Below are 25,481 nucleotides of genomic sequence, written 5' to 3'. Positions count from 1 at the left end.
ATCGCCAAAAAAACCCTAATATAGTTCGATTAAATCCCATTTGTTGCCACAAAGATCTTTGAAAATAGCGACTTTTCCATAAGGTTCCATGCGAGGCGATTCACAAAACTCGATCCCCTTCGCTAACATCTGTTGATAGCTTTCGTCGAAGTTTTGTGTTTGTAATATTAGCAGTACCCCTTCCCCACCCTGTTTGCCTATCAGAGGTTTTTGCTGAGTTGGGGCCAGGGTTAAGATGATGTCGACGTTATTTGTATGAGTCGGACTAACAACTAACCAGCGATGGCCAGTTTGCTTGTCGGCTATATCTTCCTTAACAATAAATCCTAATTTTTCGACAAAAAATGACTTCGCCAAATCCTGATCATCAACCAATAAAGAGATGCCTGATATTCTCATTTAACTTTCAATATTTCCGATGGGTAAGCGACGACTATAAGTAATTTGATCAAGGTCGTCTTGCAAGTTCAATCCAATTGCGTCGTAAGTTTTCGTTTTTGGTAGTATCCAAATAATCCACACGGGTTTCACTAAAAAACTTATCGCCATCAAATACATCGGTAATGGTCAGCATTGCATCACGATTATTATCTTGTTTTTGAATGGTTCTGATAATTTTCCAATATTCATCGTTTGGTACGGAAAACTCAAGGATACTGTAGTGATCCGTCGTCTGTTCATTACCTTCGAAGGTTTCATCTATCCATGACTTGGTGTTTTTTAGATAGCGCATGACAGAAAGCGAAAAAACTTGAAAGCCTGGGTCGGTATACACCCTATCTACAATCAAGGTTTTTCCGTCAATGCCAGCTAAAAATTGAATCTCCAACGGGATCGCAACGGGTTTCCCATTGCTATAATCAATGTAGTTCAACGTACCCTTATAAGATGCATTTACAAACGGCAGGCGCTCGGGCAATTCACTAGACAATACCTGAATCGACGTGAACGCTAAAAGCAATGTCACCCAAAATTTTTTTACTCGCAGTAAACTAGCAGTCATAGCATTTTACCTTGTCTTGTCCTGTTCAGATCGGTATGAAGTATTGTTGATGCAGATTCAAAACGCCAATATCAGGTTCGCATAACCCAACAAACTCCAATTCGACTCACATTCTTGTCATTCCATCTATTTAAGTTGGTGATTATGATTTAGTCATTTAATGTCCAGACAATAAAGTAAACCAAATATATTAATTCGAGCAAACATGAGCAAAGCAATCCTTTTTGTCGTCGTCTTATTCCTGGTACCCATGATCACTATGGCTCAGGAGTCTACTGGCGAAGACAGCATTGTCTCTCAGGTGGTTAACGCCTATGGGGGCGAAAAACTTCTGCAAATGCAGGCATTTAGACTGGTAGATAACTACAAGGCCTTTCGTTATGGGCAAAGTCATCGCCCCGATTCAGTTGATATGCTCTCCAATCGAGCGGCAACGACAGTTGATTTAACAAGAAACCGAATAGATTTTCGCTGGATACGAGAGTTTCAAGATCATTTTGTTGCGCAGCATCAAATGTTTAATGGTTCGTTAGGTTACAGAATCGAACATGCAAGTAATACCTGGCAACTGTCAGACAATATTTCTTTTAGTCGAGCTGACCGTTTTCATACCCTATTTTTGGATGCTCGACTTGCCCAGTTAATGAGTCAAGCCAATGCAACGATATCGGTCAAAGAGACAATTTTACACAGAGGTGAAACCTTAAAGGTCGTAGTTCTGGAACCTGCAGGGTTGCCAAAGCTAACCCTTTATATCAACGCACAAAATGGCTTAATCAAGAAAATGACCAGACCCAGTTGGCGACCCGATATGGGTTTTGAGTATCAATATTCAAACCATACGGCCCAACAAGGTATTACCTATGCCAAGGATTATTATGTCACCAGGGGCGGTAATCCGTTTTATGTATCCACTCAGCGGCAAGTTGATTGGGGTCTGGATGCCTCATCAGAGCAATTCAGACAGTACTTTCGTGTTCCCAAACACTATGTCCAGGGTGGCAAGTCTATCGACTTCTCGAGTATGACCGTCACTGCGCTCTCTACAAATCTTTATTTAGTGGGAAAAGAATGGGGGTTCTCACTTTTTTATGAAGCCGACGATCATTTTGTTGCCACTGGAGGGTATGAGGGACTCACGGATCGGCTGAACGCATTGAATCAGTTTATTGGAAAAAACAAACCACTGAAGTACCAGATTATTACCCATCATCACACTGATCACTTGAGCGGTATGCCAGAGGTCGCAGAACTCGGCGCAAAATTTGTCACCGTTGCCGCCAATATCGACAGTATTCAAGAACAACTCGAACAACCGCTCCCTGACGAAAGATTTATTATTGTCGACAAACAACTCAGTTTATTGGATAACAAAATTCAAATTTTGGATTTCCCCAACGGCCATGCTAACCACAACCTGCTGAGCTATTTTCCTGATGAAAAAGTGATATTCAGCGCAGATTTGTTCATTTCAAGGCAAAAAACAGGTACGCCAGAAGGCTACCATGGATTAATTGATTTCAAGCAAGCCTATGAAGCTGCTGGATTTAAACCGACGTCATTTGCGGCATCTCACAGTGGTCGAGTGTTAACACTTGAGGATCTGAATGATTCAATTTCAAAGATCCAAAAACAAGTCTGTCCACCAGATTGGACGATTTGTCCATAATAGTGATAGGAATTAATCATCAGAGAATAGTGCCAATGAATTTGCCTGCAATACCATTTATCAAACTAGGCTTTGCAAAATCGATGCTTACCCTATTGTTGGCAGCCAGCTTAGTTGGTTGTGGAGGTAGCAGCGGTGATAGTGCCCCTGCGCCCTCGCCCACACAATCGCCCGAACCGACTCCACAAGCCCCACAATACAGCATGCCCGCAGCCAAAGCTGATGACTGGCAAGTAGCCTCAGCGGTGGAGCTTGGCATGGACGTGACTGTCCTTGAACAGCTTATGGAAAACATAAATAACAACAGCTTCGGTTTTCGTAATATGGACGGCGTATTGATTGTTAAAAACAATCAATTAATTTTTGAGCGCCAATTGAGAAATCAACTCGACATCACTGACGGATGGGCAGACAACCAAAACCTCGACATCCATGCTGTACACTCTGTAACAAAAAGCATTATGTCCGCAGCGATTGGCATTGCTATCGAACGAGGAGAGATCGGATCGGTGGATGACTTGGCACTGTCTTACTTTTCTGACTACTTACCACTGGCCAATGATTCTCAATCCAAACAACAAATGACCATAGAAAACTGGTTGACGATGCAGCATGGCTTGCAATGGAATGAGTGGGACGTGAATTACCTGGATGACGCAAACCAAAACGGCCAGATGATTGATGCAGCTGATCCAATGCGCTTTTTACTTGATTTACCCTCGGTCGCCCAACCTGCCACAGACTATGCTTATTCAACAGGAATATCCTTTGCGTTAGGCAGGATCATCAGTCGAACCAGTGGGCAGCGATTTTACGATTATGTGCAGCAGCATTTGTTGACACCCATGAATATTCAACAACATGACGCCTGGTTTATGAGAAACGATGTCCACGCGGGCAGTGCCCTTTACTTAACCATGCGCGGTATGGCTAAGTTTGGCCAGATGTACTTAGACGGTGGGCAGTGGTTGGGACAACAAATTGTACCTGCCAACTGGGTTGCTTTGTCAATCGAAGAACATGTCAGCCAGGATAATATACGCTATGGATATCAGTGGTGGTTAAATACCTTCACCTCAGATGGCGTTGATTACGAGGCATTTTACGCCAATGGCTGGGGGGGGCAGTTTATTTTGGTGATCCCTCAACTTAATAGCGTAGTGGTGTTAACTGGTCGCCGCTATCAAGACGGTCAGTCAGAACAGACCAGCGTTAGAATGATGCTAGAAGATTACATCATTCCCTTCTTGGTAAATTAACCCCAATCCCGGATAAGCAACGCCTGTAAGCACCGCTATTTATCCCCCTATCTTCGTTGTTCATAATGTGTTTGGAGTGACTAGACAACATAATTCTCGCCTTGATAAGGGAATAAATCACGGCGCTTACCTTTAAAAAACCAATATCAAAATGACGATAGCTTCTATGCCATTGATAAAGCTTTAAAAACTAAACTATTCCGACATTTCTTATCCAGAATTGGGGTTAAATTAAACCAGTTTGGAAATTCGTGTTGCGAGACTGATAGCAGAATTTACGTCTAATTGACTCAGCTGTCCATCGACACAGTGCGCAACAACTCCTCCTTGATGACCCAATCGATTGATTGCAGGTTGCAGATTGCAGTGTGCCACATCCAGCCCCACCCACAACATGCCATGTTGAGTAGCTAGTGTTTGAAAATAATGGATGGTTGAGCTTTGATCACCATTGGGAGCACTTCCACTGGTGATCCCCGCGGCGATTTTGCCTGACCAGGGTTGATCAGACCAAAAATCACTGGTCGCGTCAGCAAAGGCTTTAAACTGAGCGCTGGGCCCGCCCATGTAAGTAGGCGAAGCAAAAACAATTACCTGACATGTATTGAGTTCATCGAATATTTCGGAGTCGACGAATCGCCCTTCAATTATCTTTGCCCCGTGAATTTGATAGCACAACACGTCATGACCATCGTTGGCGACCACCCGTGCGGCCTCTTCTACCAGTTTTGCTGTTGAATCAGTACCACTAAAATAAACAAACCCAATTCGTGCCACAATTTTCTCCTTTCCATATAAAAGTGACACCTAGCTTAATACCTCAAGATTACTTGAGGTAAATAGTTTTTTTCAGATTTTGAATATTAGTCTGCGTAACCGCTGCCGATGGCGCGAAAAGGCATATCCAACCCGAGTTCCGGGACTTGCTTGCCTACCCAGGCAGGAAAGGTATTGCTGTTAGGGCCAGGAAACAGCGTGTATTCATTGGCCCAGGGGTAACGACTGATAGCGTTTGTGACCTTGGGGATCAGTTCCTGGGCTTTTTCGCCGGTTACCGATAAAACTTTTTCAGGTTTAGCGCCATACCAGTATCTATCTGGAGAGGCTGTTTTGTATTCGCGTAGAGCGGGTAAACCATTGTCAACCCGCCACCCAACGACTTCATAAACGCTGTACTGTGTGTCATTTTGTGGTTTGATCGCGATCCAAGTATGTACAGCAAACCAGCCTCGCCAGCTAAACGCATCAGCCGCGTACACTTCAATAATTGCACGTTTGTCTACTTGCGGATCGGGGGCAATGCCTGCGGGCTCTCTGCTGGCAGTGCGCCAGTCAGTATTTGTACAGGCCGCAACAAATAAAATTAATGCAAAAGCAAAAAACGCTCTGATCATCTAGATACCTCATTGTAAAGTGCCCACAAAGATAAAAAACAATGCACGGCAATAATTATAGGCATTGTAGCGTCTCATTTTATAGTTAAAGAAGACGAACTAGACGTAAGTTCAGATGAATGATTAAACCCGTTTTGCGATGAAATAAAGCGATTAATGCTGGGCTAAACGAAGCTGCCAATTTCCGCCGTGTTCGCGCGTACAAGCCTGTTCTGAATCAAAACTTACATGTCGCTCAATCTTTTTTAACGTTACTCCATAATTAGCCAAGTGGTTTTCAATCTCACTCATCATTGAAGCATGCTGACTAACGGTTGCCGCTACTTTAGCATCCTCGGAGTCAAACACACATGTAATGTGCAAGCTTGCTGGAAAATCAGAATAATCAGCAGTATGGGTTAACCAATCAAACCCAGTGACAAACTCTTTGCAAGATTCACAGGCTTGTGTCAGCGCTTTGATAACATTCTTTTCGAGCTTTTTTGTTGTTTTATTCACTATTGGTTAGCGCCTTTTTCGACAATGCTTTTGTATTTAACCCCAATCCTCGATTGGGTTTATTAACTTCGATATGCAGCTTAAGCATGATTTGGATCAATATTGCTAGCGCTAATCAGGATGATAATGGCCTGGATTTCCATAATAAGCTTAAAAGGCCTGCAACAATGCAATTTGAAAAACATACGTTAGTGAATGATTTTCCTGAGCACCATCACACGATCCGCCATTTGAAAATGAATGACCTGCACTTTGCAAAACTATTTGATCAATATCACGAAATAGAAAATGAAGTGCATCAAATTGAAGAAAAAAACAATCCTGTGTCTGATGAATACTTAGAAACGTTAAAAAATCAACGAATCTCACTGAAAGATCAATTGTATCGTTTGATCCAAAAAACAGAGAAAGCACTGTGAGTGCCTTCTTCACAAGGACGTTTGCAGCACTTACAAAAACCAAGGTTCACCTAGGGCGCATAACCATTGCACTCTTCTTGTTAATTTGCGGTGCAAGCTTTTTGACTGCCTGCAGCAGCCAATTTGCGGAATCGGTCAGAAAAGTCACCTACCCGCCAGATTTTAACTATGTTGAACCCGAGCAATTGCGATCCGACATGTCTCAACTTGGAGCGCTGATGCGAACCCTTGAATTTCAATTAGCAGATGAACCAGAGCAAAGTAGCAGTCGCACTGAACAACACCGGCAACGGGTTGTAGAAACACTTAGAAGCATTGAAGGGATAGCCACCAAACTGCAAGCCGGTGATGCTGGCGCTAATCACCCATTTTTACAAGATTACATGCGTGACTTCGTTAAAACTGTCGGAGAAGCTCGTGTAGCCGCCTCATTGCAACAGCCTCGATATTTCCTTGCAGCAAAGGTTTCAGGTGGGTGCACTAACTGTCACCGAGTAAACCGTTAACCTTTGATTTAAATAGCAAAGGTTTTTATTACGCCAATTTAAACTTGGCAAATATCGCCGCTCTTTGGCACATAAAAGCTTAATACCCGGTCAAATTTACTTGGATTATTCCACTGCTGCCGAATACGGCAGATATACGGATAAAAAGTGCGAATAAAGGCTAACCCGTCTACGTCAAAAAATTGTTTGGCGACAGCTGAATCACATAGATTTAGCTCTCTACACAACAAAATCTGTTCATAAAAGGTAAATATTTGCTCTAAGGCACCATAAAGATCGTCTTGTTCAACAATTTTATTAATATGCGCGTTGTATTGAGCAGGCAATTGTTCTGGTTGAATGTCTGGACTTGTCAGCAACTGATTAATGGCATCCACATGCAACGTCATCGAGTCCGTTATTTTTAAACGCGCTTCCATCAGCAATCCATCGCTGTGGTAACGTTCCACAAAAGCCATGGTGCGGTCTACACGCACCGCTGCTTTGTGTTCAAGATATTGAAAAACCCCAAAGATACCGCCCACAACAACAGACAGTGCCGCCACCCAAGTGCCGACAACCTCTGCCATCTGAAGTCTAAATTCTTGCGCGTCCATCAGGTTTTACATACGGGCAGATTTTTGTTGACTAAGCAAGGGTCGTATCCTCTGTCATCACCTGTAGCAGCCTCGCAATTTTCAGGTACCTCAGCACGACATTCTGGTGCCTCCTGAGTCTCTTCAGTCGATTGGCAGCCGGCTATTCCCCATGAAAATAGCAGTAAACTGAATATCGTCAGTAAGTGAGTTTTGGCTGATTTTATATTCATGCATCTTCCTTAACTTTGATATGTGCTGTCGATAATACTAGTCTAAGTCCTGTCGATTCAAATAAAATTAAGGAAAAATATATGCTTAAGCTTAAATATCTCGCGGGAATTGCGACTATATTGCTGTGTCATTTGAGTTGGGCCGACGGATTTCCTGACGATTTAAGAGTAGTAACCGGGGTGTCGTTTGGATATAGCGATTTTTCGTTTGATGAAAAACTCGATCATAATATCAGCTTTCCCAGTGTATCAGTGCCAATCGCACTGACCTCTGGTAATTGGCAGATTTCCGCAAATTTACAATCGACCCTTCAAGATGCCGATATCTCCGAAGAGGAAGACGTTGGTAAAGCCTCTAGAGATGATTATGATTTCACCGTAGGGTATCGCGCAACTCAGCATTGGACACTTTTTGCTGGTTACAAATATGGCAAAACGTCCATTCAGTTTACTCCCCGAGACAGCGAAGATGACGATGAATTAATGGTAACGGACGAAAGCTACAAACAATCCGGCCCTTTCATCGGTGTTAGTTACGGCTGGCGTTTTGAAAATGCTGGAAGCCTAAATATTTCCGTTGCTTACGCTGACTTGAGCGCCACAAACAATTTTTCAGCCAATACTGATGATGAAGACGAGGAAGGTGAGAGTGATGAAGTCATCGAATTTGATGATATTACCGGCAACGTCACCGGAGACACCAAAGGTCTCAGCTACAGTGTCAGTTGGACCATGCCGATTTCCAGTAACTTGCTGTTCCAAACCCGTTTAAAACTAAATGACTACCAACAAGACATAGATTACCAAGGCACCAGGTTTAAAGACATTGACGAAACCTTCACATCATTGCACGTTGGGGTAGCCTACGTTTTTTAAAAATGCTCAAAAAACCACAATGTCGGGCATATCTTTATTTTTAGGTGCACTGAAGTAGACTTCACTTAACAGTGAAGAGTGCTCCCATGGAACTTGGCGGTTTTGCGTTTCTCTAGCAACGCCTGAGCGCACTTTTTTAAAAACCTCTTCAACTGGCAAGCTATTACCGATATAACGCAATAGATGTTTAGTGTAGACGCCATTTTTACTGCGTCCATCGGAGGCAATACCGCCAGGCTCTGTCGCAAACGCGATTAGCGTGCCAGGAGGCGCATCAACGGGTGCAAGTCCTCGGGAGCTGAGAATCTGTGTGTTTTGTTCAAAGGGATTGTTCCGACAAGCATCAAGAATTACAACGTTTTGCAACGCTGGATCTTGTTGCATGTGAGTGAATAAATCAGTCAGGTTATACAACTGCGTAAAAAAGTCGTCCTGGCTCTCAAAATTAATATCCAGCGGGATCAGGTAATTGACATGATTAATCTGAATAGCGTGTCCTGCATAGTAAATCACCGCTAGTCTTTTAGCGAGAGGGTGCGCCCTTAGGCCATCATAAAAGGCTGTAACACCCTGTTTAAGCTTTTCGCCATTCGCGTCAATCAAGGTTGTGACTTCAAAGCCAGCATCGCGCAACGCCACAGCGATCGAACGGGCGTCGTTCAACGCATGCTTCAAAGGCGCGGCTTGATAACTTTGATTGCCAATGACCAATGCAAAACGTTTAGTGCCGTCCGTTGCTAAAACCGAGGTGCATAAAAAGACGTACATGAATACTACGAAACTAAACCGGTACAGAAAACAACGACACATAAAATCAGTCCAATATTGAATACCGCTTAAGCATAGAGCCTGCAATGTGAGAACTCAATGAGCACATATTAATCAACACGTTTCTTGAAGACCGCGCCGTAACCGCGACCCTGACTAAAAAGTGTAGGGTTAAATTAACCGACAGTTGCTATTTTTTTATTAATAGATTCAGATAGTTAACTTTCATAATTTAATGCAATTTAAATTTGCATTGTGAATAGGCTCGCATACACTTTGATAGTGTGGAATAACTCAGAGCATTAGGTTTGTTGCGTCTGTTTCTTTTATTGTTTTGTTTACTTTGTGCATCTATACAAGCAAATGGCAACGATGTTCGTGTAGATATTCGTGTAACAGCGGCGTTTTCAAAACAAGATATCGGAAATCAATTTTATGTTGAGCTGGCTAAGTTGGCGCTATCCAAAGGCGCTGATGGTAGAACAGTTCCCAACATTGTCCCTACGGTTTCGATGAATCAGGCGCGAGCGCTAAAAGAACTTGAAAAAGGCACCTTGGATTTGCTTTGGATAGGTACAGACATCGACAAAGAAAAGCATTTCAGAGCAATTCGAATCCCGCTACACATGGGTTTGATGGGCTTTCGACGATTTATTATTAACGAACAAGATCGAGACAAATTTACCGCAATCAATTCCCTTTCGGGTTTGCGTCAACTGATGGCATGTCAAGGCACACATTGGCCTGATACAAAGATTCTAAAAGCTGCTGGGCTCAATGTCCTATCTACTTCAATCCACGAAAACCTTTATGAGCATTTAGGCAAAGGCCGATGTGATTATTTTCCTAGAGGGTTTCATGAAGCGCCGGCTGAAGTAAAACAATGGAAGGCAAAATTCCCAAGCTTTAAGGTCTACGATGGATTAATTCTGCACTATCCTTTTACCATCTATTTTTTTACCACCAAACAAAATGAAAAGCTGGCAAAATGGGTTGAAGACGGACTTGAGAAAATGATTGACGACGGTGAGCTTTTAGCATTTATGCAGCAACATTCTTACACTGCGCATATTTTCCCTTTGCACCGCTTTCAATCTTCGACATTTATAGAACTGAAAAATCCTTGGCTTCCCCTCGACACCCCGATAAAGGATCCGCGATATTGGTTGTCTGCCGATTGGTTCAAGCGCTCCCCCCAATAGATAAATTGGCAGTAAATTAACGGTTGTCCAGATTAAAAGCTCGGATCGCTAATCCTTCGCAAACCGAATTAAATGCATCGCCTTCGATAACAGGCAAGTCCGACAACATTACCTCTTGCAGCTCTTTTTTAACTATCGGAGACAAACTCATGCCACCTGTAATAAAAAGCAGTTCTGGAGGCTGCGAGCTTTTTTCCAAACACTCGCTAACGAGACGCTTAACCCGTCTTAACCATGATTGCATGGAACGATTCAGATCGTCATTGTTGATACTCACTTCGTATTCAGCTTCGATATAATGCAAAGGTAAGATGATAGCGTTTTTGCTGGAAAGCAACTCTTTGGCCAAGCGTGATGAATTGACTAAACGCGCAGACAGTTTTTCTTCTTGAACAACTAACAGTCGCTGTAATAATTTTGGCTCTTTGACAATAGACATAGTTTGAGCAATTTCGAGCCCGTATTCCTCGGAGAAAAACTGATTTAACTTTGGAATGTTGTCCACCGCACACATGTCAGTAAAGTACGTTGGCGGTACTGGCAGACCATTTTGCATTTGCAGCCCTTGCCCCATGGTTGGTGCAATGGACTTAACAATCAGGTTTTTGTCACACTCCATTCCGCCCAAACGCGTACCTGTAACGGACAATACGTCTTGCTGCCGATCAAGGTTACTCACTTTTTGAGGGGAAAGTTTTATGCAGCAAATATCGGTTGTTCCCCCACCAATATCGACGACTAGCACGTTGGTATCTTTATCTAACGAACGTTCTATTTTATACGCTGCAGCAATTGGTTCTTCTAGAAATTGAACCTGACTAAAACCAGCCATTTGCGCCGCACGTGTCATGATATCGATGGCTTGATTATTACCCGCATCACCCCGGGTTCCATGAAATTTGACAGGTCGACCAATCACTGCGGTATCAACAGGAAGGTTCAACTGATTTTGCGCGCTGATCCGAAAATATTCTAGTTGTTTGGCTATCATGCCAACAAAAGCTTGTTGTTGGCCTGCAACTAAACTTGCCCCCAAAAAATTCTTCGGCGAATAGATCAGACGGCCTTTTTCTGGTGTTTTTAAGTAACGTTTAAAACCCTCTTCACCAAACGCAAATTTACCGGTTTCGACTAGTTGCTGAAGGGATAGATCTTGCACCGTTAAGTCTTTTAACAGTATTTGGATAGCTCTGCGTTGCAGTGCAGGTTTGTTATGCAATTCGGCACGCAAATCATCGATTTTGTCACTGTAAATCCGCTGTTCTCTCGGGTCCTGCGCTTCGTAGTAACTTTGTTTGGCTTTTTCTATCTGATCGGTAATCGCTCGTTGGATGTGCAAGACTTTATTTTCTATTACCTCAGTCGGTGGCAGCGGTAAATCATCTTCATAGTAAATAAAGACAGACGAACGAATCTTATTCGACTGATCTTGCAGCGGATCAAGTTTAATAAAATGATGTTGTTGCCCATCGAAATATACGGCCTCAGAATTTGACGTGCCGTAATCTATACCAATTGCTGCCATACAAACTGCTAGTAAATTAAAAACTGGCCGCGGAGTTTAATGCAAAAGAGCCTGAGTTTCACTACTTCACTGAATCAAATTGTGCTCATAAAGCTGACAAAACTTCTTCGTGGTAGAGCATCATTGGTTAAGCTGCACATTTTTTACATAATGTTGCAAAAGGCACAGCATGTAAGCGTTCCTCGCTAATTTTTCCATGACACTTTTCACAGTGACCAAATCGACCGTTTTCAAGTTTAAGCAGAGCATGCTCAATCTGCTCCAATTCCTGTTCGGCCTCGTTTTTCAAATTCAATAACACTTCATCATTTTGGCCTTCAACCACTTGCTCAGAAAACTTAGCACTGGTCATTCTGCTGTGCAGATCCTTGTCTATCTTTTCAACACGGTTTTTTAACTCATGCTGAAGCAATAACAATTGCTCTTTCCAATCCATCATTTCACCTTTGCAGCTGACGTTGGGTGGTTTTATAGATGTTACGCATATCGAAAAAGACAGTATTGATTTGAATCAAAGACAGATAAAAGATAATACCACCATCAAAACGCTCAAAAGTCGCTCGTCTTGCAATGAAAGCAGTAGTAAACCAAACTCTACTTCGTTCGCGAAAAAATCATCAATTAATTCAATGATATTGTGTAAACCATCAGCTAATAAAGTTTCTAGCCGCAATTGCTATACTTGTGTAATTAATAGACTAAAGTCTATTACTGTATTGCTGTTTTTTAAAATAGACTACAGCAAAGATATTCCGAAATTTACTTTTGCATTTAGGAAGCGCAGCAAAATTCACTTGGTGATTTTAGACTGGTGCCAACGTTAGTACTCGATTAGGGAAGAACACTATTTAGCGCAAAGTCCAGGTTTAATAACTCAACCCAAAGTTCGGGAGAGCCCATGATCGAGATCATCTATGTAAGTCGCGCGTCACAGCGATTCAAAGACAATGAACTAAGCAATATGCTTAAAGTTTTCCGTAAGAATAATCAATCAAAAAACATCAGCGGCTTACTGCTGTATAACGGATCAGGAACCTTTATCCAAGCCTTAGAAGGTGATGAACATGTTGTATCTTCATTGTATGAAACCATTCGCCGCGACCCTCGCCACAGTCGCGTCAACCTTTTAGGAAAAGAAGAAATCTCCGAACGCAAGTTCCCAGACTGGCGAATGGGTTTTCAAAATATCAGTAAACTTTCACTCGCCGAGCAAGAAGGTTTTTCGGACTTTATGCTACATGCAAAACCACTCGACTTTCTTACGGCGGAACCTAGCTTTGCCGTTGACATGCTCGAATATTTTAAACAATCGACAAACCTCGATTTAGATAAGGATTAGCCCATATGTTTTCTAAATTGAAAATAGCAACACGAATTTATTTGATGGGCGGTTTACAATTACTTTTGATGCTGTTTATGGGCGGAATGGCCATTTTGCAAATGACAAAAATCGGCCATGAGCTCACGACTATTGCAACAAAAGACATTCCCCTTTCAAACTTTTTAACGCAAATCACTGAGCATCAGATAGAACAAGCCGTTCTATTTGAACGAACTTTGTTTTACACCTCGTTGGCCAAACAGGGTGTCGCAGATTCACAAAACGAAGCGAGCGGGGTTAAAATAAAATGGTCAGAACTAGCAACAAAAATTGAAAAGGAGCTATCGGAAACGAAAAAGTTCGTGTCTGAAGCGCTAAAAAGTATCGACGACGATAAAACCAAAAACGAATTTATCAACGTTTTAGCTGCGTTAAAAAAGGCTGAGGAACACTATCGTAAAGTTAAGGAGTTCAGCGAGCTAATGTTTGAACAATCGTCGCAAGCATCACTTGTTCAACTGTCTGAGCAGGCTCATAAAGTCGAAGCTTTAGGTGATGAAGTTAAAGACGAATTAGTCGCCATTCAAATGCGGATCCAAAACTTCACTCTCGAAGCAACACTGAAGGCGGAACAAGACGAAAAAGAAGGGTTAAACTGGATTATAGCAATGCTCGTTATCGCATTGGCTTTTGATTTAGTTGTGCCGCGAATTATAGGGCAGTCGATAACCAAACCCATAGTGACTCTATCAGACAGATTGCGGGAGATCGCCGAAGGAGACGGAGATCTAACTGTTTCGCTAGATGAATCAGGGAAAGATGAAACGGCCGACGTCGCTAGTTCATTTAACCGTTTTCTGAAAGTGCTTAGAACCATGATTGGCAACACCAACCAACAAGCACAGGAACTTGGAAACTCTTCTGAAATCGCCTTGTCTGTCATGCAAAAAACTGCTGAAGACGTCAACAAGCAAAGACTAGAAACCGAAATGGTTGCAACAGCGGTCACCCAGATGAGCACGACTACGCAAGAAGTTGCATTAAACACTGCCCAAGCTGCAGATGCCACCATGAAAGTGAGAGATCGGGTAGTTAGTGGTGAACGCGTGGCAAATGAAACGCAGGAAATCATGAAACAGTTGGCAGAACAAGTCACTGAGTCCTCGAACGTCATCGAAAGCCTTGTTGCAGAGACCAATAATATTGGCAGCGTTTTAACCTCTATTCAAGGCATCGCTGAGCAAACCAATTTGCTTGCCTTGAACGCGGCAATCGAAGCTGCTCGTGCAGGTGAAAGTGGTCGTGGGTTTGCCGTGGTTGCAGACGAAGTGCGTTCCCTTGCACAGCGCACACAAACCTCAACCGTAGACATTCAGGATTTATTGGTAAGACTGCAAGCTGAAGCGAATAATGCTGTGTCTAGCATGAGTAAAGGCAGTGAAAGCACTGAAATTTGCCTCAAAAAAAGTGCACAAACTAGCCAGACATTTAAAGATGCGGCCGAAGCGGTGCAAGAGATTTCCGATTTGAATGTACAAATCGCTGCTGCTGCAGAAGAGCAATCTTCAGTCGCTGAAGAGATTAATCGAAATTTGATTAATATCAGTCAATTGGCAGATGATACAGCTGCCGGAGCGCAAGAAACAAAAGATGCCAACAAAAACATCGCCATGCGAGTAATTGACCTGCACACCAATTTGAATAAATTTGTTATTTAACTCAGGTATGTCCCATAATAGCCCGCGAAATTTGCGGGCCAGCGACTTGTTGAAAGAGGTTGATTAACTAAATTCTTGCCACTAAATGCAGTTGGCCACAACGTTGCTCACTTGACGCCAACCAGCACACTGACACACTTTTTACGTCTTTGTCTTTTAATGTCGTTGTTAGCGCATCAAAGTTTGTTGAAGTAATTGGGGTCCCATTGATGCTTTTAACAATACTGTTCACGGGTATCTTTAAAGCCTCGGCTCCAGTACCCGGCGCAATGTCTTTGGCAATGGCCCCCTCTTTGTGCGGAAGTAGTCGCAATCCAGAGCGATCAGACAAAACCAAGGTGTCATGCTGTTGAACCGGCTGGATCCAAATCGTCTCTCCTGCAAAGTCAAATACCATATTAAAACGCTGCATAACGCGATTCCCTAGTACTCCATGACTGCCACTTTGAGGATTACTGCCAGCAAAACGAAAATAGGTGGGCAGTTGCTTGAATTGACTATTACCAAGATGAAACGCATTCAAGTGACCTACCCTGTTTGTTGTATCGCCACTAATTCCTGACGTCCTTGTTTCATAAGTTTTATCAGGGATAACAAAATCGTTGTCTCCAGCAAACAGGCTTAGGGTGCCAGTAGAACCAGTGTCTAACATCACCTTTACGTTTTTTTCGCCTTCGCCATCTTCAACCAATGTGGTTAAAAAAGGCGTATTGCTTTCGACATCAATACTGAGTTTTTGCCATGTTTCGGAGGCATAGATATTAATGTTTTTAGATGTGGGAGCTGAAATGACAAGGGTGTTTTGGTCGTGATTGATTTCGACCAAACAACAGTTAAAAAAGTCCGCCCCCAATACACCATCAAAGTAGGTTTCTTCAATACTATCAAAAGGCATTGCTGACGTTGGAGCATAAATGACAGACAGGTTTTTAATCGCAAAATCTCCAACTTTAATCTGCATATCATTGACGATGTAGGCAACGGGATCTTCACCATTCCCCGAGCCGGATATGGTCAATGGCGTGTCCCGAGGAAGCTTCAATAAACGCGTTTGAGCGGTTTCGGTAAGAACGGTAGCCGCAGCCCCGGAGTCCAGCACAAACACAAAGCCCGGCTTTCCGTTTACTGAAACATCCACCAAAACATGCTCATTTAATTTGTAAAAAGGTACGGAAGTGCGGCCTAGTTCGTTATTCCATGTTGCTGTCGCATTGGCGTTTTGCCACTGGAAACTTGCCATGTCCCAAATTCTACAACCTGACAACATGGCTAGTGCCCAAGTCACAAGTGCGATTTTTAAGTAGGTTAACAACGTGGGTTTTGTCATCGATCGAATCATATTGTTTGTCATAGTGTTTTCTCCAAATTCATGACCACTATAACAATATATAATTATTGTTATACAATAATTTATATCTGTAATGTAATAATATATTTCTGTTTAAAAGAATTTTTGTAACTCCAACATAACTATTTTACACTGCTCATAGGCAATCAAGAGACATTACATGAACGCACTAGAAAAACTCAAACACACAAGCTTTATTGCTCGAGTAATGGTTTTTATTGTGTTGGGGTTAATAATAGTTACTGCCCTATTTGGCTTTTTCACTGAAGGGCGATGGTGGATTTCCTTTGGTGATGATGCATTTAATCAAATGTGGCAGACTTACCCTGATGCTAAAAACACCTTGTCACTGCTCATTTTACCCGCCGTAATCGTCCTGCTTTTAGCTACATTCTTTTTGCAAAAGCTTTTACAGCAGTTAAGTCTTGGTCTGTTTTATTCAAACATCAGTAAGAGTTGCTTGAAGTGGCTAGCATGGCTGTGCTTTTTTGGCGTGATGTACAATATGCTACTGAATCCTCTGGCTTCAATATTGATAGCTCCCGAGCAAGACATCGAAATCAGTATTCGCCCTCTTACATTGATCGTTGTGTTTTGCCTTCCTGTTCTGATTCACTTATTCAATGCGGCAAGTGAATTAGATAAAGAAAACAAAGAGATTATTTAGATGCCTGTCCTAGTAAACCTCGATGTTGTATTGGCGAAACGCAAAATAAGATCAAAAGACCTGGCACAGAAAATAGGCATTACTGAAGCCAATTTGTCTTTACTTAAAAGCGGTAAGGTAAAAGGTGTTCGCTTCGCTACACTTGAAGCGATCTGTCTGCATCTGAAATGCCAACCTGGAGACATTTTGGTGTATGAGGAGGACGAACAGAGTGACGAACAAAAACCAGATTAAGCTGCAGTCAAAACACTGCAGCTAAGGCTAAGTTAAGCAGTTCCTGTGCGACATTCATGTAATCGACGACGATAGGTATTACCCAATGGTAATTTCATGGTCGTAGTTTGTACGTCCGACACCCGCTTACCCGATTCCGCATCTTGTATCCAAACGGATATGTCGTTGCCTTCGCGTTTACGATTGAGAGTATAGTTTTTTCCCGATTCTAGATTCACATTAAAGCGCACTTCTGCTTCCTTGCGGCTATGGGGAACAAAACGCTTATTGCTCACAGCAATCACCATTAAGTCATACTCGCCTGCGGGAAATTGTCCTGCAGCGTGCCAGTTGACCAGTTGGTTGTTTGAGCACATCAAAAACAACGATTCACGCGGATCGTCAATATTACGTTGGAAATTTTCAATCCGAAAATGCTCGTCTTTAAGCGCGGTTTCTATCGGAAGCGTGCTGCATCCAAATACTACGAGGCTGGCTAAACACACTATGATCAGGTTACGATTCTTCACATTTCCACTCCTTCAGATTCGCGAATATTGTATTCAAGGTAAGTTGGCAGTAACCAACATTCAAAGAACCTTGGGCTGCCTTTTCAGTATGGCTAGCAACTTTCGGTAAAGCAAGTTCCCACACCTTGTTCACATTTCATCTATGAGACTATACGCACGGTGTGGCTCAAACCTCAATCCATTGCGGTCAAAATTAATGTTTATCAGACAACATCAGTTGCAACGACTCAGGAAGTTTTCCGCGAACCTTTTGGGTGATCATTTGCTCGTTTTTCTGCCATAGCACGCCTAAATAGATGACTGCCAAGCCCATAACGGTCAACACAATTGGAAACAGCCAGCTATTTTCAAATACATCAAACGCGAGATAACCGAGATAGAAGCAGACCCCTAAGGCACCGCAGACAACAAAGATTCTTCGCACTAACGCCACACCAATTAAAATCATCGATAAATTGATCAGGCAATACATAAACTTCGATAGCTCGTTGTCTGAGTCTTGTGCAGTTAACCCACACCAGAACGCTAGAACACCAAATAAATATAGCCAAAACGCATAGTCTGCTTTGTGGCTGGCACGCAGGTCCACCCAAAAAGCAATGAGTGTCATCATTGCGCCAATAAGCATGGTGATCAGCATGCGAAACTCAAAATCGTAATAATTAGCCGTCAACATTTGCGCTACATCCATCGACATATACCAAAGTGTCACGGCAATTGGCATGACTAAAAACGGATACTTATATCGATAAGCGACGACTAACCCTACCACTAAGGTCGCCAATTCTAGATAAATCCAATGCCATTTGATATAACGATGATATTCGTTATAGGTCGAATCATCTGGCCACCAGCCCATAGCTAATTGCAGTCCATAAATAGCCAGAGGTGTCAGTGCCACCGCAAAGGTTGCGCAGATCCCAGCTGGAACGACGCGCTCTTTGATGGCAAAACGTTCAGTTAGCCATAGGCCAATCCCGGCATACAGCAGAGCAATAAAGAATATTCCCCAACCGCCAAAAGCCTCGAAACCAAGGTTCATGAAAAACGACATGGCGCCAATGGCGATAAATCCGCCTAAGTAATACAGCACATGCGTCAAGTCGAACTGAGATCCTGCCGCAGGATTATTTTTGAGGAATTGAAAAAGTGCTTCTGCCTGTTGGGGAGAGATAACATTTGCAGATGCCGCTTCGTCGAGATTTTTGCGGGTGATCTTCATAATGAGTGTATCCTGTTTGCCAAAGTAAACGACAAGGTTAAAATACCTCCAGTTCAACTTTTCGCAAACCAGTAAAATAAAAGTCTATTATTTTAATACTTTTAGTATTAGAAAACTGTGTTTTGTTGCTGCTTGACTCCTTTGTTGCGCAAGTCTGCAGTCAAATTTGTCAAAAGTCTCCGCTTTCCAGAGCTTGCTTGAACTCGTTATCGTAGAGCAATAAGGTTTTATCCATTAGCTGGCGAAATTGCTCTTTAGTGCCATCAAGCTCACGACGAACCCAAAATCCCATTGCAAAGGCAAAATCACGGGAATGCGCTTCGGGTCGTTCACCGATTGACGCCACAGCCAGCTTCGTCACCGCCAATATGAATTGTTCTCGACTTTGTTCAACGTTTAAATAGTCTCTCACGGCCCGTTGATGTATCTCAGGAAAAGCTTCCAAAGTGATCAGTGAAATTGCGTACACGCGCATCATCCGTTTTATTGCGCGCTCGTAAACGGTTTGCGTGGCTAAACGCAGTGCAGAATCTTTGTCTTGTGGTAACAAGTTTTGATCAAGCCAACTTAGAAATGCGGGATTGTAGTGGCCAAAATTCCCCTTTTCTGCGCGCCAAACCTGCCAGTCTTGCATTGTATGTGGTCCACTGACAAACGGCTCTGGTGCTCCCAAGGTTGAGAGTAAAACATGTATTCCTGAACGTTTGACGTTTGAAAGATACCAACGCACATTGCCAGGATAATCCCTATCATAAAAACCGAGTTGGTCTGGCTCTGTTGCATTGGCAATTTTTTCCCACACAATGGGCATGGAACTCATCGGAATCTCGAGCTGAGGTACTTGCTCTAATCCAGCAAAAACCGCTTCAACGGGCAAAGGTTCTTGTGTTTGAGTCTCGGCCGTCTGAGTCTGTGAAGGAGGTGAAGACGTCCATAAAAGATTGCCTAGTTGCTCACCTATCCATGTCAGGACTGATGTTGGTTGTGCAGTACTCAAAACGCTATTTTGCCCTAAACGGCTCGCTACATCGGCCGACGTGTTGGCATCATCAACTCCCCATGTATCACGTTCAGTCTGGCTTAAACTTAGCAAACCACGTTTTTGTGCTCGATTGATAATTGAAATAGTGTTTATCGGTATGGCCAGGTCGTGTTCTGAGATGCCGGCAGCTAACAGCAAATATCCATATATCGCAGATGAACCGTGTTTACTATTGCTAATCGCCTGAAGATTCAATTTAATCTGAGTAACGCCTTTACTATCCATGAGTGTCGTTCCGTCGTCACTTTCTAGGATCAACATGTCGTCCATAACACTTAAATTTGCGCTGCCTGTAACAAAGTTCCTAGACCACTTTTTACCTGTGACCGTATCTAGAGCGTTTATCGTAATAAATGGCGTGTCATTGCCACTTCCGCTGTCATCCAAATTCGCTTCAATTAAGCTTCGCGTTGCCGTGGGTGGCGAAGCAGAATCGTTTTCCAACATGTTAGCAATGGTTGTCTGAGAGACGGAAAGTGGGTTCCAGGTAAGGTCCCATATTCTGAGAATTCCATCTCGCATAACCACGGCTAATTTAGTGCCATCAGGTGAAAACTTGAGTTCCCAGGCATCTGATGAGCTACCTGTTTCCCAGAGGGTTGCCATGCGCTCTGCCGATTCTCCCGAGGCAGTGACCCGCCACAAAACGACTTCTCCGTCGTAGTTACTGGTGGCCAGTAAATCCCCTTTGGGTGAAAGTGCGGGCAAATTCCAGACACCAGGAACCCGATTGATGATACGGCCATTTTTAATGATTTGAAATTCAGCCAAATCTTGCACAAACACATCCAGTTCAGAGTCTGCTGCACCATGCCCAGCTTTCACTTCACCATTCTCGCTCCAGGCGTGACTCCACGCTGTGTTATATCCTTCTGCTACAATCATTTGTCGTAGTTGGGTCTTTGCCTTGATGGCTGGAGAAAAACCTGATCGGGTTTCACTCCCGTCTAAATGCCATGCTAGTGAATCTGCATCAACGTAGTATTCACCGTCAGCAGAAAACTCTCCTATTTTGTAAACAGGTGCAGCAATGACTCCTTTTACGCTTCCATCCTGCGTAGAGTAGATAGTTGTCTTGTCATAGTCGTAATTGATGACCGCCATATACTGACCGTCAGGAGACCATACGAACTCGGTCGCGTCACTGGTTAAGGTTTTGTAGATCGGTGACGAGTATGCACGCCCTCCGATAAACATAATGCCATCGTGATAGGTAGCGCGGCGTATCAACCAACGAGCGTGAGCATTGTCCGGGTTGATTTTTAAGGCTTCAACGGCAATGTTAAGACCCAATGTAGGATTGTTTTGGCCTTCTAAAGCGTTGCCCGCAGAAGCAGCCAAGGCATTGGAGTTGGCAATCAATGTTTGGCGCACTGCGGCATTACGCTGCTCAAACGCGAGCTCTTTTTGCTCGTCGGCTATAATACGCTGGTTATTCGCCACTATCCCAAGGCCAATGGCGAAAAAAGCGGATACAACAATCGCTACTACTGAGGTCAGAGTCGATGTCCGAATAATCCGTTGTCGGCGCACACTGATACGACAGAATTCGTCTTCCTGACGATTAAGTAATAAGCGCTTATTTTTGCGTAGTGCCCACAAGCGATCGCTTCGCACTTTATCGCGCCATAACAAACCCGGCTTGGCTTTTTTAGTGGCAGTTGCCCAGGCTTGTGCGTTATGCCCTAACGATTGAAGAAACGTTAAATCGGGCTCTGATGCCTGAAAGTGAGTCGACCACTCAAGAAGTTTTGACCATGAAGTGATCAGCGCATCGTGAGCGGGTTCGACATAGGCTGTTCCATCTTCAGCAATCCCTTGAACCAATAATCGAGCGGCACACATTCTATTGACGATATAAGTGATCCGTTTGTTCTCGTCATCGTCCCAATGCAACAGTTCTTGTTCAGAAATACGCTGTCTCACAGGCAGACCATGTTCAAACTGCATCATTCGTAACATCAATCGCTGCAAAGATTGCTGATGGGCTGCATCTAAGTTTTGATATTCTGCGTCAGCACGGGTTTTCAAGGCGCCAGCAACGCCGCCTAACGCTTCATAATCCTGCTCGTTCAGTGCGCGATCGCCACGTTGCGCGGTTAAATAACACAGATACATTTCACTCAGGGTGAAAGACAAAAGTGGCAGAGCACCAGGCATAGCAACCACATCATCCAACAAGCGTTCAACTAAGGTAGAAGGGTCAAAATACAACACCCGTTCACTTGCTGGTTGCTCAATTATTTCTTTGAGATCATGTCTCGTTAGCGGTGGCACCGTATATCGTCCAGGTTGCCAGTGTGCTTTGAGTGATTCAAGTTGGAAATGCGCTTCAAAATCAGCGCGAAGTGTCACGACAATATGTAACTGGCTATGGGTATTATCTAGCTGCTGATTCATCAGACTAAAAAAGCGGTCTCGCTCATCCGCATCACGGGTCATGGTGACTAATTCTTCGAATTGGTCAATGATGAGCACTTGCTGAATACCTGCTTTTGCATCAGCCGACTGCAGTGCGCGTTCAAAGGCCCCAAGCGGGTGAGCGCCGGGACGAAGTATTGCACAGACTTCCCACCCTTGAGACACTAATGCAGTAGCCAGCCCGGCTTTGGCTAAACTGGATTTACCGCTGCCAGAGGCGCCAAGCACAACGACTAAACGCTTAGATTGAGTCAAGGTGACTAGCTCAGAAATGGCTGCACTGCGCCCAAAAAACACGTCTGCATTGTCACTTTCATAGGCATTCAGGCCTTGGTATGGATTGTTTTCCAAACTCAAAGGTGGCGCAGGAGGAAGTTTCATTTCACGCCCTGGCACGGCAAAAATGTACTCGCCTTTATCGTGACGCTGCAATGGCCATAAGCCAGGTGTCTGGCGCCGACCTTGTTTGATCGTTTCTTGCTGCAAACTGTTTTCGAGATAAAGGTATAATTCGGTGGCGGTGATAATCCCATCCCCACCATCAGGCACAAGATCTGCGTCGCCATTGAGTGCATTAAACAATGCCATAGCAAAAGGTGAATGTGCGCCCGATTCGCCGCGACTGCCTAACACGCCGTTTGATAATTGATCGGCTGCGGTTTGGTCGTGGGCAGCGGAAGTAAGGAGTTGCCAGGCAGGATCAGTGATAAATCGCTCATAGGCCTCCTGATGCACAACCCCCGGAACCGACATCACATCTCGGTTTGACGACCACCGAAAGGCACCGGAAAAGCAGCTATCCAGAATAATAAGCATATGCCGGCAAGGAAGTGACATTAGCTGATCATGCAACGTGCTCATTTCGAGGTAAGTGTCGGCAGCGCCGAGCTTTGCATCCTGCGGCAGCAAATACCCTCTAGGTCCATCGTCCGCATCTAGCGCCACGCCATGGCCAGCGAAATAGAACAGTACCCGGTCATTTTCTCCAACATGTTGAGGCAACCAAGTCTGTAACAATTGTTCCAGATTGGCTAAGTTTGCATCGGCATTTAAGTATGTGTGGCACTGATATTCGTGTTCCGTTTCGAGCAAGTTACCTAGACGTTGTGCATCATTAACTGCTGAACGCAAACTTGGAATACCCTGCGCATACTCATCGATACCGATAATAATGGCATGGCTTGTTTCAAAATGGTGATTCAACGAAACCATCCTTGGTAGAGTGTCATGTGCTTGGCGCTAGAAAACATTTGGGTGAACGACAACGCAATCTCCAGGTGATTTTGTTTCATTGCGTGTCAAAGCATAGTCGATAAAACCCATCTGTTGGGAAAATTGTCTTATGGTGGAAATTTATAGTTTATAAATCATAGGGTTGAGCAATATAACGTAATGTAAAATTGCGCTAAAAACGCCTTAATCCGGTGTTTCAAGTGCTGCAAAAAAGCCACCAGCGGCGAATTTGTCTCCATACACTTTGATAATAATCTCGTTTTGACCTTCCCTTGGAAGAAGCGACAACCTTGCACCAGGATAGATTGAGTTGGTTAAAAAGTCAGACCATACAAATCGTTCACCACCCACCGTTCCACGAAAGAAACCGCGAAACCAAACATCAAGATTGTTCGCTGAGCTCAACGCAATCCAACTCGGTTTAGGTTCGTCTTTGCTTAGGAGCTGAAATTGGCTGCGTAAATACAAAATACTGCGCTTCCCCGAATCGGACAGTGTCAAACGCCCTGTGTTTATCAGGCCACGTTCATCAGGCTCAATAGCTCGCCAATCTTCTTCTTTAAGTTTAGGGGCTGTTTGCCCGTCATTTTGGCTTTCGCTAAATGGGCCCTGCACTTGCCAGGTTAAATTAGATTGGTGAGTGAAAGGTTCCAGGTTAACAGCTGGCGCAGAGGTATTAGCAGCCTGGATATGTAAATCGTCAACCCACACTTTTTCGCCTCTTCCAGGGCGAGCTTCAAAGCCAATCGCTCCAAATTCATTGTTAAACAAATTAAAATCGATAACAGCTTCATCCATGTTGTCTACGAACAAGCTAGCCGTGCCGTCAACCACAATAAATTTAAACTGATGCCATTCGCCCACCACAATTTTTTGTGGGCCAATCAAATCTTTACGAAACTCCTCATGTAGCCGCCAAGAGGGATTGCCGTCGTAGTGGGGGCTTGCGCGCACGTAACTGCCGTTTGATTTAATGTAGAGTACACCATAGTCAGTGCGCGCTTTGCCTTGTCTGTGATGGTAAATAAAACCAAGATACCCATCTCCCTCATCCGGAAAGAGAAAACGCCCGGTCATGCTAAAATTTTTCCACTGTTTGGACGGCTTGTATAACGTATCTGTTTTCGCCCCACGTTTATTCATTGGGGTAAGTTGCAACACATGATTGTTGCTACCGACTTCTTTAACAATCTCTACATGCTGCGCAGATTTCACCAGCCAATTCGACAGGCCACTTTCAAAGTCTTCTTGAATGGTGTTTTCCAGCGCACTAGTCGAAAAACAAACAAAACAACAACTGATTGCATAAACAAACTGACGCTTCACTCTCATGATGTATCCAAGTGGTTTCTATAAAAATTAGTATATGCGCCCAGTTACTGAAACAGCGCCATCAGCGATTAATGCCCTAAATATTGGGACCAATGGCTAGGACTGCAATGAATTTAAAATTGACTGTTCAACCAAATCAACGCCAACACATTTAAGATTACCGTTCCCCAAAAAACCAAAACCTTTGTCAGCATCCCAGCTAGCTAATTTTCCTTTTGCTCTCATTCGGAGTTCCTATTTTCAGATTAGATGTTCGTTGATGCTGGAGTCAGACTATCACGTTTAAAATAGATATCTCACTAATCAAGCGGGAGCTGTTGCTGATTGCTCAGTGCCAGATGCTGAGATTTTTTAGTTTTCGCTCGAATCAAGTGTTTTGACACCTTGATTAACACCTTGATTACAATCAATTCTCGTATATAACTCATATAAAACAGTAGGTGTCAGTTGGCTTTTTTTGTATATTGAAGCACTTGAAAACTGTGTGCTTTTTGCACATTTCTCGTT

General features: G+C 43.5%; 26 protein-coding genes. 10 read left to right on the top strand and 16 right to left on the bottom strand.

All coding sequences use genetic code 11. The annotated features are described in order from the left end of the window. Positions 1 to 15 precede the first annotated feature (15 nt). Together FM019_RS12365 and FM019_RS12360 are read right to left on the bottom strand one after the other, a co-directional pair. Positions 16 to 399, bottom strand: coding sequence for a VOC family protein (locus tag FM019_RS12365; protein WP_143836253.1), 384 nt, complete (start codon positions 397 to 399; stop codon positions 16 to 18). A 49-nt stretch (positions 400 to 448) separates the two neighbouring features. Beyond that, entirely contained in the window at positions 449 to 1,003 is a 555-nt protein-coding gene (locus FM019_RS12360; protein WP_143836252.1) for a hypothetical protein, read from the bottom strand. A gap of 205 nt (positions 1,004 to 1,208) precedes the next feature. On the opposite strand from FM019_RS12360, the gene FM019_RS12355 reads away from it, so the two are divergent. Beyond that, entirely contained in the window at positions 1,209 to 2,672 is a 1,464-nt protein-coding gene (locus FM019_RS12355; RefSeq protein WP_143836251.1) for an MBL fold metallo-hydrolase, read from the top strand. A 35-nt stretch (positions 2,673 to 2,707) separates the two neighbouring features. Beyond that, positions 2,708 to 3,931, top strand: coding sequence for a serine hydrolase domain-containing protein (locus FM019_RS12350; protein ID WP_143836250.1), 1,224 nt, complete (start codon positions 2,708 to 2,710; stop codon positions 3,929 to 3,931). A 231-nt stretch (positions 3,932 to 4,162) separates the two neighbouring features. On the opposite strand, the gene FM019_RS12345 is transcribed toward FM019_RS12350, so the two are convergent. The 3 genes from FM019_RS12345 to FM019_RS12335 form a co-directional block, all read right to left on the bottom strand. Continuing rightward, complete coding sequence (locus tag FM019_RS12345; protein WP_143836249.1) at positions 4,163 to 4,708, bottom strand: flavodoxin family protein; 546 nt, start codon at positions 4,706 to 4,708, stop codon at positions 4,163 to 4,165. A gap of 86 nt (positions 4,709 to 4,794) precedes the next feature. Continuing rightward, positions 4,795 to 5,325: a DUF3750 domain-containing protein gene (locus FM019_RS12340; protein WP_143836248.1), complete on the bottom strand. Its 531-nt coding sequence runs from the start codon at positions 5,323 to 5,325 to the stop codon at positions 4,795 to 4,797. 153 nt (positions 5,326 to 5,478) lie between these two features. Next, positions 5,479 to 5,823, bottom strand: coding sequence for a Fis family transcriptional regulator (locus FM019_RS12335; RefSeq protein WP_143836247.1), 345 nt, complete (start codon positions 5,821 to 5,823; stop codon positions 5,479 to 5,481). An 86-nt stretch (positions 5,824 to 5,909) separates the two neighbouring features. Here FM019_RS12335 and FM019_RS12330 point away from each other — a divergent pair, with 86 nt between their 5' ends. After that, positions 5,910 to 6,242 (top strand): YdcH family protein, encoded by a 333-nt coding sequence (locus FM019_RS12330; protein ID WP_260681617.1) that lies wholly within the window; start codon positions 5,910 to 5,912, stop codon positions 6,240 to 6,242. Next, the gene (locus tag FM019_RS12325; RefSeq protein ID WP_143836246.1) at positions 6,239 to 6,748 is read left to right on the top strand and encodes a hypothetical protein; all 510 of its coding nucleotides are present in this window, start codon (positions 6,239 to 6,241) and stop codon (positions 6,746 to 6,748) included. The genes FM019_RS12330 and FM019_RS12325 overlap by 4 nt, the downstream gene beginning before the upstream one ends. A gap of 38 nt (positions 6,749 to 6,786) precedes the next feature. On the opposite strand, the gene FM019_RS12320 is transcribed toward FM019_RS12325, so the two are convergent. Next, positions 6,787 to 7,344: a hypothetical protein gene (locus FM019_RS12320; RefSeq protein WP_143836245.1), complete on the bottom strand. Its 558-nt coding sequence runs from the start codon at positions 7,342 to 7,344 to the stop codon at positions 6,787 to 6,789. Next, positions 7,344 to 7,556, bottom strand: coding sequence for a hypothetical protein (locus tag FM019_RS12315; protein WP_143836244.1), 213 nt, complete (start codon positions 7,554 to 7,556; stop codon positions 7,344 to 7,346). Before FM019_RS12315 ends, FM019_RS12320 begins: the two co-directional genes overlap by 1 nt. 81 nt (positions 7,557 to 7,637) lie before the next feature. On the opposite strand from FM019_RS12315, the gene FM019_RS12310 reads away from it, so the two are divergent. Beyond that, complete coding sequence (locus FM019_RS12310) at positions 7,638 to 8,432, top strand: hypothetical protein (protein ID WP_143836243.1); 795 nt, start codon at positions 7,638 to 7,640, stop codon at positions 8,430 to 8,432. A gap of 6 nt (positions 8,433 to 8,438) precedes the next feature. Here the strand turns inward: FM019_RS12310 and FM019_RS12305 are convergent, their stop codons facing one another. Then, positions 8,439 to 9,200: a caspase family protein gene (locus FM019_RS12305; protein ID WP_185969276.1), complete on the bottom strand. Its 762-nt coding sequence runs from the start codon at positions 9,198 to 9,200 to the stop codon at positions 8,439 to 8,441. A 308-nt stretch (positions 9,201 to 9,508) separates the two neighbouring features. Here FM019_RS12305 and FM019_RS12300 point away from each other — a divergent pair, with 308 nt between their 5' ends. Next, the gene (locus FM019_RS12300; protein ID WP_143836241.1) at positions 9,509 to 10,402 is read left to right on the top strand and encodes a transporter substrate-binding domain-containing protein; all 894 of its coding nucleotides are present in this window, start codon (positions 9,509 to 9,511) and stop codon (positions 10,400 to 10,402) included. 16 nt (positions 10,403 to 10,418) lie between these two features. Here the strand turns inward: FM019_RS12300 and FM019_RS12295 are convergent, their stop codons facing one another. Together FM019_RS12295 and FM019_RS12290 are read right to left on the bottom strand one after the other, a co-directional pair. Further along, a complete protein-coding gene (locus tag FM019_RS12295) occupies positions 10,419 to 11,927 on the bottom strand; it encodes an Hsp70 family protein (RefSeq protein WP_143836240.1) in 1,509 nt (502 codons plus the stop codon). 127 nt (positions 11,928 to 12,054) lie between these two features. After that, the gene (locus tag FM019_RS12290; protein ID WP_260681616.1) at positions 12,055 to 12,363 is read right to left on the bottom strand and encodes a TraR/DksA family transcriptional regulator; all 309 of its coding nucleotides are present in this window, start codon (positions 12,361 to 12,363) and stop codon (positions 12,055 to 12,057) included. 462 nt (positions 12,364 to 12,825) lie between these two features. Between FM019_RS12290 and FM019_RS12285 the strand changes: the two genes are divergently transcribed. Together FM019_RS12285 and FM019_RS12280 are read left to right on the top strand one after the other, a co-directional pair. Beyond that, the gene (locus FM019_RS12285) at positions 12,826 to 13,266 is read left to right on the top strand and encodes a BLUF domain-containing protein (RefSeq protein WP_143836238.1); all 441 of its coding nucleotides are present in this window, start codon (positions 12,826 to 12,828) and stop codon (positions 13,264 to 13,266) included. A gap of 5 nt (positions 13,267 to 13,271) precedes the next feature. Further along, positions 13,272 to 14,966 carry a methyl-accepting chemotaxis protein gene (locus FM019_RS12280; RefSeq protein WP_143836237.1) on the top strand — a complete coding sequence of 565 codons (1,695 nt, stop codon included), beginning with the start codon at positions 13,272 to 13,274 and terminating at the stop codon, positions 14,964 to 14,966. Between the two features lie 67 nt (positions 14,967 to 15,033). Here the strand turns inward: FM019_RS12280 and FM019_RS12275 are convergent, their stop codons facing one another. Beyond that, positions 15,034 to 16,317, bottom strand: a complete 1,284-nt coding sequence (locus tag FM019_RS12275; protein ID WP_143836236.1) for an aspartyl protease family protein — start codon at positions 16,315 to 16,317, stop codon at positions 15,034 to 15,036. Between the two features lie 157 nt (positions 16,318 to 16,474). Here FM019_RS12275 and FM019_RS12270 point away from each other — a divergent pair, with 157 nt between their 5' ends. Beyond that, on the top strand, positions 16,475 to 16,981 hold the full coding sequence (locus FM019_RS12270; protein WP_143836235.1) for a DUF2975 domain-containing protein: 507 nt from the start codon (positions 16,475 to 16,477) through the stop codon (positions 16,979 to 16,981). After that, complete coding sequence (locus FM019_RS12265) at positions 16,982 to 17,215, top strand: helix-turn-helix transcriptional regulator (RefSeq protein ID WP_143836234.1); 234 nt, start codon at positions 16,982 to 16,984, stop codon at positions 17,213 to 17,215. It begins immediately after the preceding gene. Between the two features lie 32 nt (positions 17,216 to 17,247). On the opposite strand, the gene FM019_RS12260 is transcribed toward FM019_RS12265, so the two are convergent. The 5 genes from FM019_RS12260 to FM019_RS21005 all read right to left on the bottom strand — a co-directional run bounded on the left by FM019_RS12260 (position 17,248) and on the right by FM019_RS21005 (position 25,199). After that, positions 17,248 to 17,724 carry a hypothetical protein gene (locus FM019_RS12260; RefSeq protein WP_143836233.1) on the bottom strand — a complete coding sequence of 159 codons (477 nt, stop codon included), beginning with the start codon at positions 17,722 to 17,724 and terminating at the stop codon, positions 17,248 to 17,250. 193 nt (positions 17,725 to 17,917) lie between these two features. Next, the gene (locus FM019_RS12255) at positions 17,918 to 18,946 is read right to left on the bottom strand and encodes a DUF2157 domain-containing protein (protein ID WP_143836232.1); all 1,029 of its coding nucleotides are present in this window, start codon (positions 18,944 to 18,946) and stop codon (positions 17,918 to 17,920) included. A 169-nt stretch (positions 18,947 to 19,115) separates the two neighbouring features. Continuing rightward, complete coding sequence (locus FM019_RS12250) at positions 19,116 to 23,612, bottom strand: caspase family protein (RefSeq protein ID WP_185969275.1); 4,497 nt, start codon at positions 23,610 to 23,612, stop codon at positions 19,116 to 19,118. A gap of 213 nt (positions 23,613 to 23,825) precedes the next feature. Further along, positions 23,826 to 24,974 (bottom strand): hypothetical protein, encoded by a 1,149-nt coding sequence (locus FM019_RS12245; RefSeq protein ID WP_143836230.1) that lies wholly within the window; start codon positions 24,972 to 24,974, stop codon positions 23,826 to 23,828. 96 nt (positions 24,975 to 25,070) lie between these two features. After that, positions 25,071 to 25,199, bottom strand: coding sequence for a hypothetical protein (locus FM019_RS21005; RefSeq protein ID WP_260681615.1), 129 nt, complete (start codon positions 25,197 to 25,199; stop codon positions 25,071 to 25,073). Positions 25,200 to 25,481 lie beyond the last annotated feature (282 nt).

This window comes from Aliiglaciecola sp. M165 (assembly GCF_007197995.1).
Lineage (GTDB): Bacteria > Pseudomonadota > Gammaproteobacteria > Enterobacterales > Alteromonadaceae > Aliiglaciecola.
The sequence above is the reverse complement of the archived record's forward strand: the minus strand, read 5'-3'. Positions and strand labels throughout refer to the sequence as shown.

Excerpts from the sequence above, each read along its gene's own strand:
- FM019_RS12365 (WP_143836253.1), bottom strand. The coding sequence starts at position 399 with ATGAGAATATCAGGCATCTCTTTATTGGTTGATGATCAGGATTTGGCG.
- FM019_RS12360 (WP_143836252.1), bottom strand. The coding sequence starts at position 1,003 with ATGACTGCTAGTTTACTGCGAGTAAAAAAATTTTGGGTGACATTGCTT.
- FM019_RS12355 (WP_143836251.1), top strand. The coding sequence starts at position 1,209 with ATGAGCAAAGCAATCCTTTTTGTCGTCGTCTTATTCCTGGTACCCATG.
- FM019_RS12350 (WP_143836250.1), top strand. The coding sequence starts at position 2,708 with ATGAATTTGCCTGCAATACCATTTATCAAACTAGGCTTTGCAAAATCG.
- FM019_RS12340 (WP_143836248.1), bottom strand. The coding sequence starts at position 5,325 with ATGATCAGAGCGTTTTTTGCTTTTGCATTAATTTTATTTGTTGCGGCC.
- FM019_RS12330 (WP_260681617.1), top strand. The coding sequence starts at position 5,910 with ATGATTTGGATCAATATTGCTAGCGCTAATCAGGATGATAATGGCCTG.
- FM019_RS12320 (WP_143836245.1), bottom strand. The coding sequence starts at position 7,344 with ATGGACGCGCAAGAATTTAGACTTCAGATGGCAGAGGTTGTCGGCACT.
- FM019_RS12315 (WP_143836244.1), bottom strand. The coding sequence starts at position 7,556 with ATGAATATAAAATCAGCCAAAACTCACTTACTGACGATATTCAGTTTA.
- FM019_RS12310 (WP_143836243.1), top strand. The coding sequence starts at position 7,638 with ATGCTTAAGCTTAAATATCTCGCGGGAATTGCGACTATATTGCTGTGT.
- FM019_RS12305 (WP_185969276.1), bottom strand. The coding sequence starts at position 9,200 with ATGTACGTCTTTTTATGCACCTCGGTTTTAGCAACGGACGGCACTAAA.
- FM019_RS12295 (WP_143836240.1), bottom strand. The coding sequence starts at position 11,927 with ATGGCAGCAATTGGTATAGATTACGGCACGTCAAATTCTGAGGCCGTA.
- FM019_RS12290 (WP_260681616.1), bottom strand. The coding sequence starts at position 12,363 with ATGGATTGGAAAGAGCAATTGTTATTGCTTCAGCATGAGTTAAAAAAC.
- FM019_RS12285 (WP_143836238.1), top strand. The coding sequence starts at position 12,826 with ATGATCGAGATCATCTATGTAAGTCGCGCGTCACAGCGATTCAAAGAC.
- FM019_RS12280 (WP_143836237.1), top strand. The coding sequence starts at position 13,272 with ATGTTTTCTAAATTGAAAATAGCAACACGAATTTATTTGATGGGCGGT.
- FM019_RS12275 (WP_143836236.1), bottom strand. The coding sequence starts at position 16,317 with ATGACAAACAATATGATTCGATCGATGACAAAACCCACGTTGTTAACC.
- FM019_RS12270 (WP_143836235.1), top strand. The coding sequence starts at position 16,475 with ATGAACGCACTAGAAAAACTCAAACACACAAGCTTTATTGCTCGAGTA.
- FM019_RS12265 (WP_143836234.1), top strand. The coding sequence starts at position 16,982 with ATGCCTGTCCTAGTAAACCTCGATGTTGTATTGGCGAAACGCAAAATA.
- FM019_RS12255 (WP_143836232.1), bottom strand. The coding sequence starts at position 18,946 with ATGAAGATCACCCGCAAAAATCTCGACGAAGCGGCATCTGCAAATGTT.
- FM019_RS12245 (WP_143836230.1), bottom strand. The coding sequence starts at position 24,974 with ATGAGAGTGAAGCGTCAGTTTGTTTATGCAATCAGTTGTTGTTTTGTT.
- FM019_RS21005 (WP_260681615.1), bottom strand. The coding sequence starts at position 25,199 with ATGAGAGCAAAAGGAAAATTAGCTAGCTGGGATGCTGACAAAGGTTTT.